Below are 11870 nucleotides of genomic sequence, written 5' to 3' on the forward strand. Positions count from 1 at the left end.
CCTCAGTTGCCGCTCCCGGCACACATCGTCAGGCGTGCGCGGGCGTATACGTACCCGACTACGTCCAGTCGTTCGGTACGCCGACGGCTAGGGTTTGGGGGGTGAGCGGCGTCTTGTTCTCGGTCGCGGCCGACAGTTACGACTGGGCCGTGCGGGAGATCCGGGGTGAGTTCGGCCGGGAGGTGCGGATCGAGCGGATCGGCGGGGACATCGGCCGGGTTACCGGGCCCACCGTGCACGCGCTGGCTCAGGCCTGTGATGTGGGACGGATCATGTTCGTCCGGCATCTGACGGTCGAGATCGGGAGCTTCGAGGAGCTGCCGCCCGACTACGAGCTGGCCGAGCTGGTGCTGGGCGAGTTGCCCGAGTACCCGAAGGCGCTCGCCGTCCAGGCCTGGACCGACGGCGAGGGCACTGGTGGTTCCTACTACCACCGGATCGAGCAGGCGCTCACCGATCGCGGCGTGACCGTGACCCGCTCCGATCAGGAGTACGTCGTCTCGTGCTTCGTCGGGCGCCGAGCTGTGGTCCTGGGCCTCAACCGGCTCGCGGACAGCTTGTCGGACTGGCCGGGTGGGCGGATGCGGTTGGCTCGGGCCGACGAGCGGGTCTCGCGGTCGGAGTTCAAGCTGGAGGAGGCGATCGCGACCTTCGGGCTGGAGTTGCCGGCCGGCGGGAAGGCCGTGGATCTCGGCGCCTCGCCGGGTGGCTGGACGCGGATCCTGCGGCAGCACGGGCAGGAGGTGTGGTCCGTCGATCCCGGTGGTCTCGATCCCCGGCTGCTCACCGACCGCGGCATCCACCATGTTCAGACGACGGCGGGTGAGTTCTTCCGCCGGAACCGGGTGGGCTTCGACGTCGTGGTGAACGACATGCGGATGGATCAGGTGATGAGCGCCCGGATGATGCTCGACGCGGCCGCCCACCTGCGTCGCGGCGGCCTGGCGGTCGTGACGCTGAAGGGTGGCGGGAGGAACCCGCTCGACGGCGCCCGGCGTGGTCTGTACGTGCTGCGGCAGGAGTACGACGTACTGCATGCGCGGCAACTGCATCACAACCGGAACGAGATCACCGTGGTGGCGCGAAAGCACTGACGCGAACGGCTGCGAAGACGCGAAATAGGCGCCCGGGTGATCCCGGGCGCCTATTTCAAGGCCCTAAACGGAGTGAAAGCTGGGGTCAGCCGACGACGCGCTGGACCTTGCCGGCCTTGATGCAGGACGTGCACACCTTCAGCTTGGTGGGCGTGCCCTTGATGATCGCCCGGACCGGCTGGATGTTGGGGTTGAACCGCCGGGGCGTGCGAGCCTTCACCCGGCGGATCATCGCGCCCTTACCCAGGCGGGCAACGCTGTTGCCGAACGTCGGCTGCTTGCCGCAAACATCGCACTTCTTAGACATGATTCTCCGTGTTCAGGGTCGTGACACCGACAGACCATGTTACATGGGCCCCGACGCACGACCAATTCGGTCAACAGCCGCTCGATCACGCAGTGAGGTAGGCCACTTCCTCGTCCGACAGGGACACCGAAAGACCGGGTGTCGAGGTCCGGGTCTCGCTGATGTGCCGCGGCCCGATCAGCGGGAACACCGGGTACGGCTGGTGCAGCAACCAGGCTAGCGCGATCGCGGTCGGCTCGACGCCCTTGGCCGCCGCGAGCTCCCGGGCCCGGTCGAGCCGGCGGAAGTTCTCGTCGGAGTAGAAGCAGCGCACCAGCTCCTCGTCCGACCGGTCCTCCGGCTTGGCCCGCCCGGTGAAGAACCCGCGCGCCTGGCTCGACCACGGGAACAGCGCGACCTGCCGCTCCCGCAACCATGCCTGCGACTCGTCGTCCGACACGTGCCGGCACCCGGCCCACGGTACGTCGTACGCCCGCGCGAGGCTGAGGTGGTTGCTCAGCAGGGTGAACGGCTGCTTGCCGTTCGCCTCGGCGTACGCGTTGGCCTCGTCGAACCGAGCGGTGGACCAGTTGGAGCCGCCGTACGCCTTGATCCGGCCGGCCTTGAAGTGCTCGTCCATGACGTCGACGAATTCGCCGACCGGGATCTCTTCGTTGTCGCGGTGCATCAGGTAGAGGTCGACGTGGTCGGTCTGCAGCCGCTCGAGGCTCTCCTCCAGCTGCCGGGTGATCGACGCGGGGTCGCAGTACGGCGTGTGCGCACCCTTGCCGATGACAACGATCTCGTCGCGGTTGCCGCGGGAGGTGAGCCACTGGCCGAGCAGCTTCTCGCCGCGGCCACCGCCGTAGATGTACGCGGTGTCGAACGTCGTACCACCGCGCTCGACGAAGTCGTCGAACATCGCGGCCGCGTGGGTGAGGGTCTGCTGGTTGTCGACGCCCATGACGAGCCGGGAGACCTGCTTGTCCAGGCCGGCGACCTTTCCGTAGGTCATCGGGGCGTCGTCGCGGCGCCGCAGCGGCCGGCCGGTCGCGGTCGGGATGATCGCGTCGTCCCGCTCGCTCGCGTACTGCTGCCCGATCGCCGCCCGCCACGCGTCCTGGACGGTCAGGTTGCCGAGCGTGTCGGCCCAGCTCATCTCCGGTGCCTGCCGCTGCTCGATCGCCGCGGCGACCGCCTCGGCCTCGGCCGCGTAGATGAGAGCGGGGTCGGCGGAGATGTCCCGCGGCTCCTCCCCCACCTTGTGCAGGGTGACGTGGGTCGGCTTGCCGTCGCCGCCGAACCATGGGTCCTCGATGACCAGGTAGCCCTCGCTGCCGAAGATGCGGACCTGGTTCTGATCCGTCAGCCGGACGCCGGTGCTGACCTGGGCCGTGACCCCGCCGTCGAAGAACAGGGTCGCCACCGACCATTCGTCGGCGCCGGTCTCGCCGACGTGCCCGACCGCGGTCACCGCGGCCGGATCGGCGTACGGCTGCCCGGTCGCGGCGCCGGCGATCAACCGGGCGTACGAGACCGGGTAGCCGCCGACGTCGAGGATCCCGCCGCCGGCCAGCTCGTCGGCGAAGATCCGGCTCTCCGGCCGGAACCCGGCGGCGAAGGCGAACGTGGCCTGGATCTGGTGGACGGTGCCGAGCTCGCCGTCGCGGACCAGCTGGGCGACCAGCTTGGTCTGCGGCAGGCAGCGGTACATGTACGCCTCCATCAGGAAGACGTCGTTGCGTACGGCGGCCTCGATCATCGCCTCCGCCCACGCCTTGTTGATCGCGAGCGGCTTCTCGCACAGCACGTGTTTGCCGGCCTCGGCGGCCTTGATCGCCCACTCGGGGTGCATCGGGTGTGGCGTCGCGACGTACACCGCGTCCACGTCCGGGTCGGCGAGCAGATCGTCGTACGAACCGTGCCGGTTGGTGATGTCGTACTTGTCCGCGAAGGCATTGGCCGAGTCGATCGACCGGCTACCGACGGCGACGACCGCGTTGGCCGCCGACGTCGGCACCTGGCTCGCGAACCGGGACGCGATGTTCCCGGTGCCGATGATTCCCCAGCGGAGTGTGGTGTCAGTCAAGAGGAGTCCCGTTCGATTGTGGGGTCAGAACTTCATGGCGCCGGCGGCGATGTCGGCGATGAAGGAGCGGGCGCCGATGATGAAGACGCCGATCAGTGGAATGACACTCATCAGGGCGCCGGCCATCACCATCGAGTAGTCGGTGCCGTAGATGCCGTTCAGCTGCTGCAGTGCGACCTGGAGCGGCAGCTTGTTCGGGTCGGTCATCACGATCAACGGCCAGAGGTAATCGTTCCAGACGTTGATGAACGAGAAGATACCCAGGAACGCCAGGCCGGGCCGCAGTACCGGGATGCCGACGGTCAGGTACTGGCGGAAGAAGCCGGCGCCGTCGACCTTGGCCGCCGAGATGAGCTCGTCGGGGATCGCGCCGCGGGCGTACTGGCGCATCCAGAAGATCCCGAACGCGTTCGCCGCGCCCGGGATGATCAGCGCCTTCAGCGATCCGATCCAGCCGAACTCGGCCAGCGTCACGAACTGCGGCACCAGGGACAGCTGGGCCGGGATCATGAAGGTGGCCAGCAGCAGCCCGAAGAGCCATCTGCTGCCGGGGAACTCGTACTTCGCGAACGCGAAGGCGGCCAGCGAGTCGAAGAACAGCACCAGCACGGTCACCGCGAGCGCGACGATCACGGTGATCAGCATCGAGCCGAAGAAGTCGATGTTGTCGAGCACCTTGCCCATGTTCTCGAACAGGTGCGATCCGATCAGCAGCTTCGGTGGGTAGGTGAAGATGTCCGGGGTGGTGTTGGAGGCCATCACCACCATCCAGTAGAAGGGGAAGATCGACAGCACTACGCCGAACATCAGCACCATGTGGCTGACGATGTTCCGGGCCCGGTCAGCGCGCATCGGCCTGCTCCCTTCCAGTGCGGCGGGCGGCACGGCGGGCGATCCGCTCGTCACCACCGCCGATCAGCCGCCAGTTGATGATGCTGAACAACACGATCAAGATGAACAGGGCCCAGCCGATGGCGGCGCCGTACCCGAACTGGTTGTTCAGGAACGCGCTCTGGTACAGGTACGACACGATCGTCGTCCCCGAGCCGCCCGGGCCGCCGGTGTCGCCGACCAGCACCTGGGACTCGGTGAAGATCTGCAGGCCGCCGATGGTCGACGTGACGGCGGTGAACAGGATCACCGGGCGCAGCAGCGGCACGGTGACCCGCCAGAACGTCTGCCGCGACGACGCGCCGTCGACCTTGGCCGCCTCGTAGACGTCGCCGGGGATCGCCTGCAGGCCGGCCAGGAAGATGATCGCGTTGTACCCGACCCAGCGCCAGGTGACGATGCTGGCGATCGCGACCTTGATCCCCCACGGCTGGGTCAGCCATTCGATCTTGGTCAGCCCGATCGACTGCAGGAACGCGTTCAGCAGGCCGAAGTTGTTGCTGAAGATCGAGCCGAAGACCATCGTGACGGCGACCACTGAGGTGACGTTCGGGATGAAGTAGGCGATCCGGTAGAAGCTGCGGAACCGGGTCGCGTTGTGCAGCGCGTTCGCGATCACCAGCGCCAGCAACAGCATCGGCACAGTCGACAGCACCCAGATGATCAGCGTGTTGCCGATCGACTGCCAGAACTTCGGATCGCTGAGCAGGTAGCTGTACTGCTGCAGCCCGACCCATTTCATCGCGCCGATGCCGTTCCAGGAATGGAACGAGATCCAGATCGAGAACAGCACCGGGAACGCGCCGAACACCGCGAACAGGATGAAGAACGGCGAGACCGCCGCGTACTGCGGCAGCGCCTGGCGATACTTGTTCGGCCGCTTGGACGGCCCGGGGTCCTTGGTCGTGCCGACGGTCGCCGGGAATGCCTTCGTGGTGACAGCCATCTCAGATCGCCCCCGCTCGGGTGAGTTCACGTTCGATCTGGCGCTGCGCGTCCGCCCAGGCCTGGTCCGGCGATTTCCCGGCCACTTCGACGTTCACCAGCTCGGCGCCGAGCGGCGTACCGATGATGGTGTCGTACGGCGAGAAGTAGGCACCGGGATACTTCTTGGCCGACGCGGCGAAGACGTCGACGATCTTCTGGCCACCGAAGAACGGATCCGGTGCGGCCATCGTCTGGTCGGTGTAGCTGGCCGGGGTGGACGGGAACAGCACTGGGTCGAGGAACGCCTGGGCCTGGTTCTTCGCCGACTCCAGCCAGCTGATGAACGCGAAGGCCGCCTTCGGGTTCTTGCAGTACTTCGTGATCGCCAGGAAGGACCCGCCACGGTTGCCGGCGCCACCAGGAGCCGCCGTCACCCGCCAGAGTCCCTTCGTCTTCGGGGCCGCGTTCTTCGGTCCCAGCTGCGCCCACCAGACCGCAGCGTTGTACGCGACCAGCTTGCCGTTGGTGACCACGGCGTTCGCGTCCGTCGTACCGGACTGTGCGTTCGCGGACAGCCCTTCCTTGACGACCCGGATCGAGAGATCGAACGCGGAGCGGATGTGGTCCTGGTCGCCGATGTACTGGCCGTCTTCGCTCATGTAGCGCTTGGACTGCTGGGCCAGTGCGTAGCTGAAGACACCGGTGATGTTGTCCGTGATGGCCGAGCCGGGCACGGCGGCCTTGAGCTTCTTCCCGAGCTCGATGTAGCTGTCCCAGTCCGGCGCCAGCTCGGCGACCGCGGCGGGGTCGGTGTCGATACCGGCCTTCTGGAAGATGTCCGTCCGGTAGAACAGCGCGGTCGGTCCGGTGTCCATCGGGTAGGCCATCATCCGGCCCTCGGGGGTGATCCCGAGCTTCCACTTCCAGGGCAGGAAGTCTTGTTCGAGCTCGTTGGCGCCGAGGGTCTTGAGGTCGACGAACTGGTCTTGGTTCGGGAAGTACGTCGCCACGTCGTCGTTGATCGCGACGATGTCGGGCACGAGCGACTTGCCGGCCAGGGAGGTCAGCACCTTGGTCTTGTAGTTGGTCCCGATCCGGGTCATCGCCAGCTTCATGCCGTCGTACCCCGGGATCGCCTTCTCCGCCTGACCGATCAGGCCGTCGTTGACCGAACCGACCCAGGTCCACATGCTGAGCTCGTCGGATCCGCCGAGTGAACTTCGCGAGCTGCACCCGGTGAGACCCGCGGCGGCCGCGGCGGAGCCGAACGCTAGGAACTTTCTTCTGCTCAGGGTCATACGCCTCACCTGGCGCTTTCTGTTGGATTTCGCCGGAAGGTGTCCACATATGTTTACGTTGCCATTAGGTAAGCGCATTCCGACTGAACCGGTCAAGGGCTCGTCCGGGTTGGCGCGGATGACAGGATGGGCGGCATGCTCTCCGCCGTACTCTTCGATGCCGACGGCGTCGTCCAGCGCCCCAGCCAGGACTGGTGGGCCCGCCTGACCTCGCTCGTTCCCTCCGACAGCGACGCTTTCGTCGCCGACCTGATGGCCGCCGAGAAGCCGAGTTTGGTCGGGAAGGGCGACTTCCGGGACGCGGTGGCCGAGGTGCTCCACCGCTGGAACTCGCCGGCCTCGGTCGAGGAGGCCATGGAGCCGTGGCACTGGTTCGCCGCCGAGCCGGCGGTCATCTCGCTGATCGGCTCGCTGCGGGCGGCCGGGATCGGGTGTCATCTCGCGACCAACCAGCAGGCCTACCGGCGGGCGATCATGCAGGACGAACGCGGGTACGGCGCCTGGTTCGACCAGACCTTCTACTCGTGTGATCTCGGGCTGGCCAAGCCGGATCCGGCGTACTTCCGGGCGATCCTCGCTGCTCTGCAGGTGTCCGCCTCGGAGGTGCTCTTCATCGACGACAACGAAGCCAACGTGGCGGGTGCTTTGGGCGTCGGACTGCGGGCTGAGGTGTACGACCTGTCGGCCGGGGTGCCGGCGCTGGTCGAGCTGCTTCGCCGTTATGGGCTGCCGGTTCCGGACTGAGGTCTTGTGGCGTGAGGGTGGTTGTGGCATCGTCGCCGGGCAGATGACAACGTAGGACAGTCACCAGCCGCTCCCTGGAGGCACCACATGTCCGATCGCCGACGTCTCACCCTGACCCGCCGCCGCGCGCTCGGCCTGACTGCCGGATTGGGACTCGGCTCGCTGGCGCCGTCCTTCGCCTTCGGCACCTCCGCCTCTCCTGGCCCGCAGTACCCGAAGGGACAGCGGCCGCGCTTGTTGAACGTCTTGACCGAAGACTCGCTGAGCCCCGCCGAGCGGACACTCGCGACCACGCTGCAGGGTCTGATGGCGCGCCGCGGTGGCGAATCGCTCTATCTGAACATCCCGTCGCTGGGCTACCAGTTCTGGCTCGACGACCTCGTCTCCCGGTACGGCGTCCGTACCCGTACCGGTGACCTGTGGAAAACCGTCAGCCGGTCGGGCGTCGACGGATATGTTCTCTTTCGAACAGGCACTCCGTCGGTCAACGTGGCGACCACGCTCGCCGGCCTGACGGGTGCCGTGGCAATAGAGGAGAGCTTGGAGGCACTTGCGATCCAGCACGGATTGCGCAAGGTCCTGGACGTGCGGGACAAGGACGATCGCTGGGTCGTGGACAACTACTGGCCACGGCTGCGGCACGACGTCGCGGTCGAGCAGAGAACAGACTGGCCGGAGCGACTGCGGGACTACGTGACGATGGCGGGGACGCTCGCCTTCTTCGACGGCAACTCGGACTTCCGTGCCGAGGTGGTCAACGCCCTCGACGACGACGCCACGGTGATCGGCTGGGGCGACGCGTCGAACGGCGAGGACGCCTTCATCGGCGTGAACTCGACGGCCGGCGTCAAGGCCCTGCCGGCCGACCACGCCCGCAATCTGTCCGTCTTGTCCGGCATTCGCGAGGACCGGTTGAGCCAGCGCGGAGGGGGTGGGGGGAGGGCCCCTGAACCGGACCCTAATGCCCACTACGTCACCTTCCTGATCACCGATGGCGACAACATCCAGTGGATGCTCGGCGACTTCCCCACCGACAAACGCTGGTTCGGAAGCCCCCGCCGCGGAGAGATCGACCTGGGTTGGGGCATCTCCCCCTCCCTCATCGACCTCGCCCCCTCAGTCATGCGGTGGTACTACGACCAGTCCCGCAAGGACCGCTGGGTCGTTGGACCGTCCGGCGGCGGCTATATGTACCCGAGCAGGTATCCGGCAGCCGCGTTGGAGAAGCACACCGCGTCCCTGGCCCGATCGATGGGACGCGCGGATCTCTCCGTCGCCCAGATTATTGACTTCAACTCCTTCGAGAACACCGCCCTCTGGTCGTCGTACCTCAAGCGCCCGGAGATCGACGGCCTGATCTACCTCGAGTACTCCCGCTACGACGGCCTCAAAGGCAAGGTCACCTGGTCCGAAGGCAAGCCAGTCATCTCAGCCCGCACCATGCTCTGGGACGGCCTCGACGGCGCCGACGAAGCTTCCGTTACCGCCAAACTCAACGCCGCCACTCGCAACCCGCACTCCACCGCCGGCTACTCAGTCGTTGTGTGGCACGCCTGGAGCAAGTCCGTCGACAACGTACTGGCTGTCGTCGACGGACTTGCGCCGCACGTGAAGGTCGTCCCGCCGGACACTCTGGTCAAGATGGTCGGCAAGTACGCCAAGCCGTAGGCGTTTAGCGATCCCGAACCTTTGGCTCAACCTGGGTCAGTCGCCTGACGCGGCGCCTGGACTCGGTGGGTGCCGGTGGGGTCGACGTGGAATCGGAGGCCGTGGGGTGTCGTCCATTCCAGGGTTTTGGGGTCGAGGCGGTGGACGGTCCAGCCGTGGGCGTGGGTCTTGACCCGGTGGCCGTACCGGCCCAGCGGCGCGAGGTTGGTGGTGCTGGTCTGACCTGGTGGGCCGAGGGGGTCGTAGGGCTGCAGGTGATCCAGGTCCATGCCGCGGTGGGTTTCTTGGGTGCCGAACGGGAACAACTCGACCGGGTGGGTGAGTTTGACGCGTTCGCGGATCCGGTCGGGGATCTCGTAGGCGTCCACGCTGACCGCGTCGTTCAGGTCGATGACCGGCTTCACGGTGTACGGGCCGTAGCCGATGAGTTCGGCCAACTGATCGGCGAGCAGCGGCCCGATGCCTTCGGCGCGCAGCACGCCGGTCCCGGTGGCCAGAGTGTGGTCGGTGAGGTGAACGTAGATCTCGGTCTGGCCCGGACGCACCCGTCCGCCGGCACGGTCGGGACTACCGGCGCTGTCCTCGCCGGCTCGGGTGGCGTGGGTCGTATAGGCGGCGTGTTTGATCTGGGACAGGCACGCGTGCAGCGCGCGGCGGGCGGCCGCATCCATGGGCCGGCCGTCGTCGGGGTCGAGGTGTAGGCCGGGGTCGGAGGGGTCGAAGGGTTCGATCGGCACGGTGTCGGGGGTGTCGAGGGGGTCGGGCAGGTCGCTGCTACTGGGGTGGGGTGCGTCGCGGTCGGCCTCGTCGTCCAGGCCGGGTTCGTCGTGTCTCTTGGTCCGGTCCTCGTCACCCCTCCGGGATGCCGAGCCCGCGCCGGGCATCCCGCTCGCCCCCGCGGGAGCGATGCCGTGGCCCGAGTCGACCTGGTGGTCGGTACGAGCCCGGGCCAGGTCGGTGGTGGTCGCGTGAGCACGGTCGTCGTCACCGGCCTCTGGGCACCCGGCGCCCCGGTGGCTCGCACCCGGACGGCTCGTGCTCACCGGCCCCGCGGCGTCCGGGGTCGTCGTGTCCGACCCCGCGGAGTCCGGGGCCGTCGTGTCCGACCCCGCGGAGTCCGGGGCCGTCGTGTCCGGCCCCGCGGAGTCCGGGGCCGTCGTGTCCGACCCCGCGGAGTCCGGGGCCGTCGTGTCCGACCCCGCGGAGTCCGGGGCCGTGGTGCCCGGGGCTGGGGTGTCTTGTGCTGGGGTGGTGAGGTGGTGGTTGCGGGCCTGGGTGAGGAGTTCTTGGGTGTAGCGGGGGTCGGCGATGATCCCGACCGCGTCCGCGCGGCGATGCTGGACCGGGCGGGTGTCGCCGAAGGTCTTCAACGCCTCGGCGATCGCGTCGAGGGTCGCCTTGGTCCGGATCACTGCACCGGCGGCGGCCTTGATGTACATGGTCTTGGTGCCGTGCTCATCCGCGCGGCCGACGAACACACCCCGTTCGCGGGCCTTCTCGGCGGCCTCGGCCCGCGCCAAATCGGCATCGGCGTGCATCTTCGCGGCCTTCACGATCTTGTCCAACCGGTACGGGGTGATCGAATCGATCAGGGGTGCGATCCGCTGGTCGACATAGGCAGCGGCGTCCGCGGACAGCTTCACGCAGTCGGCCACGATCCGGCACGCCTTCCACGCGGTCGCCTCACCGGCCAGGACCCGCGCCCAGGTGAACGGGAACCGGTGCCGCAACGCCAACGCCTGCCCCAGGTAGTCCGCCGCGACCCGGGGTGAGATCCCCAGCACCACCGCGAACTCCGCGACCGCGAACTCCAAGACCTCCGGACACCCGTCACCACCCAAAACCACCGCCCGTTCCCGGCCGTCGCAGCCACGGCGGCCCGGCCGGGCCGGGCACGCGTCAGGGTGAAAGCGATCGGCATAGACCAAGGCGACCTCCAGGACCCGGACATCGGCCCGGACACCGACGGCACGCCACTCGACGGCCGACTCCAGCAGGTCGGCCGTCGACAGCATCGCCAGATCTCCTTCGAACATGTGTTCGATAGTACGCGCCAGAGACACACCGCGGCAAATCAACCAAGACCCCGAAAGCCCTTATCCACAAGGGAAAACATCACATCACGCAGTGAGGCGATCGATGGTATGCCCAGACACCCGCGTCGGGGGTCACTTCTCCTGGCACGGTTGTTCGTCAACGTGGCGCGAGTCCGTCCACAACGTGGGAGCTGTTGTCGACGGACTCGCGCCGTGCCTGACGCCCGGCCGGATCAGAGAGTGCGGAAGTAGACCGCGAGGGGGAGCTTGATGCAGCCGAGGCTCTCGTAGAAGGCGCGGGCGGGCGCGTGGAAGTCATCGCCACCGGTGCCGATCTCGACCATTTCCGCACCCTGCGCCCGCATCGCATCGAAGGCGTGCTCACACAGGGCGGTGCCGAGGGCCTCTCGGCGGTGCTCGGCCGCGACGGCGAGGATCGTGATCGTGCCGTGGACCGGGCGCGCCGGGTCCACGGCCCATGCGACGTAGCCCGCGAGTACGTCGTCCTCCTCCGCGACCGCGACGTACTTGCAGGAGTCGGGGTCATGGAGTCCGGCGACCTGCTTGCGGTAGTCGTCGCGCCAATTGCCGTGCTGGATGGAGAAGATGAGTTCGCCGACGAGCGGGCGGAAGGAATCCTCGTAGAACGGCCCGAACGTCTCGATGGTCAGTTCGATGAGCCGGGACAGGTCAGAGTGAACGTACGAACGAATGAGCATGAAGTGTGCCTCTCGCACTGAAGGGGGTCAGGACATGACGGGACCCGCTCGCAGTTCGCGATGCGGCGGGTCGACCTTCAGCGGCGGGTACGCCAGGCGGCAAAGCACTCCATGCCGA

Annotated in this window: 10 protein-coding genes; 3 read left to right on the plus strand and 7 right to left on the minus strand. The window is 67.4% G+C overall.

All coding sequences use genetic code 11. The annotated features are described in order from the left end of the window. Positions 1 to 101: 101 nt before the first annotated feature. Positions 102 to 1094 carry an SAM-dependent methyltransferase gene (locus tag OG558_RS41760; protein WP_405067968.1) on the plus strand — a complete coding sequence of 331 codons (993 nt, stop codon included), beginning with the start codon at positions 102 to 104 and terminating at the stop codon, positions 1092 to 1094. A gap of 85 nt (positions 1095 to 1179) precedes the next feature. Here OG558_RS41760 and rpmB read toward each other — a convergent pair whose 3' ends face one another. The 5 genes from rpmB to OG558_RS41785 form a co-directional block, all read right to left on the minus strand. Continuing rightward, positions 1180 to 1401, minus strand: a complete 222-nt coding sequence (rpmB, locus tag OG558_RS41765) for a 50S ribosomal protein L28 (RefSeq protein WP_134124328.1) — start codon at positions 1399 to 1401, stop codon at positions 1180 to 1182. 85 nt (positions 1402 to 1486) lie between these two features. Further along, on the minus strand, positions 1487 to 3469 hold the full coding sequence (locus tag OG558_RS41770) for an aldo/keto reductase (protein WP_405067969.1): 1983 nt from the start codon (positions 3467 to 3469) through the stop codon (positions 1487 to 1489). 24 nt (positions 3470 to 3493) lie between these two features. After that, positions 3494 to 4321 carry a carbohydrate ABC transporter permease gene (locus OG558_RS41775; RefSeq protein ID WP_329479655.1) on the minus strand — a complete coding sequence of 276 codons (828 nt, stop codon included), beginning with the start codon at positions 4319 to 4321 and terminating at the stop codon, positions 3494 to 3496. Next, complete coding sequence (locus tag OG558_RS41780) at positions 4311 to 5306, minus strand: carbohydrate ABC transporter permease (RefSeq protein WP_405067970.1); 996 nt, start codon at positions 5304 to 5306, stop codon at positions 4311 to 4313. Before OG558_RS41780 ends, OG558_RS41775 begins: the two co-directional genes overlap by 11 nt. 1 nt (position 5307) lies before the next feature. Continuing rightward, the gene (locus tag OG558_RS41785; RefSeq protein ID WP_405067971.1) at positions 5308 to 6585 is read right to left on the minus strand and encodes an ABC transporter substrate-binding protein; all 1278 of its coding nucleotides are present in this window, start codon (positions 6583 to 6585) and stop codon (positions 5308 to 5310) included. Between the two features lie 135 nt (positions 6586 to 6720). Between OG558_RS41785 and OG558_RS41790 the strand changes: the two genes are divergently transcribed. Both OG558_RS41790 and OG558_RS41795 read left to right on the plus strand, forming a co-directional pair. Next, on the plus strand, positions 6721 to 7329 hold the full coding sequence (locus tag OG558_RS41790; RefSeq protein ID WP_405067972.1) for an HAD family hydrolase: 609 nt from the start codon (positions 6721 to 6723) through the stop codon (positions 7327 to 7329). Between the two features lie 87 nt (positions 7330 to 7416). Then, positions 7417 to 8997 carry a GxGYxYP domain-containing protein gene (locus OG558_RS41795; RefSeq protein WP_405067973.1) on the plus strand — a complete coding sequence of 527 codons (1581 nt, stop codon included), beginning with the start codon at positions 7417 to 7419 and terminating at the stop codon, positions 8995 to 8997. A gap of 26 nt (positions 8998 to 9023) precedes the next feature. On the opposite strand, the gene OG558_RS41800 is transcribed toward OG558_RS41795, so the two are convergent. After that, complete coding sequence (locus OG558_RS41800; RefSeq protein ID WP_405067974.1) at positions 9024 to 11033, minus strand: hypothetical protein; 2010 nt, start codon at positions 11031 to 11033, stop codon at positions 9024 to 9026. Between the two features lie 233 nt (positions 11034 to 11266). Continuing rightward, the gene (locus tag OG558_RS41805; RefSeq protein WP_405067975.1) at positions 11267 to 11752 is read right to left on the minus strand and encodes a GNAT family N-acetyltransferase; all 486 of its coding nucleotides are present in this window, start codon (positions 11750 to 11752) and stop codon (positions 11267 to 11269) included. Positions 11753 to 11870: the final 118 nt, after the last annotated feature.

Source organism: Kribbella sp. NBC_01510, assembly GCF_045040325.1.
In the GTDB taxonomy this organism is placed as follows: Bacteria; Actinomycetota; Actinomycetes; order Propionibacteriales; family Kribbellaceae; genus Kribbella.

Excerpts from the sequence above, each read along its gene's own strand:
- OG558_RS41800 (WP_405067974.1), bottom strand. The coding sequence starts at position 11,033 with ATGTTCGAAGGAGATCTGGCGATGCTGTCGACGGCCGACCTGCTGGAG.
- rpmB (WP_134124328.1), bottom strand. The coding sequence starts at position 1,401 with ATGTCTAAGAAGTGCGATGTTTGCGGCAAGCAGCCGACGTTCGGCAAC.
- OG558_RS41795 (WP_405067973.1), top strand. The coding sequence starts at position 7,417 with ATGTCCGATCGCCGACGTCTCACCCTGACCCGCCGCCGCGCGCTCGGC.
- OG558_RS41780 (WP_405067970.1), bottom strand. The coding sequence starts at position 5,306 with ATGGCTGTCACCACGAAGGCATTCCCGGCGACCGTCGGCACGACCAAG.
- OG558_RS41790 (WP_405067972.1), top strand. The coding sequence starts at position 6,721 with ATGCTCTCCGCCGTACTCTTCGATGCCGACGGCGTCGTCCAGCGCCCC.
- OG558_RS41775 (WP_329479655.1), bottom strand. The coding sequence starts at position 4,321 with ATGCGCGCTGACCGGGCCCGGAACATCGTCAGCCACATGGTGCTGATG.
- OG558_RS41805 (WP_405067975.1), bottom strand. The coding sequence starts at position 11,752 with ATGCTCATTCGTTCGTACGTTCACTCTGACCTGTCCCGGCTCATCGAA.
- OG558_RS41785 (WP_405067971.1), bottom strand. The coding sequence starts at position 6,585 with ATGACCCTGAGCAGAAGAAAGTTCCTAGCGTTCGGCTCCGCCGCGGCC.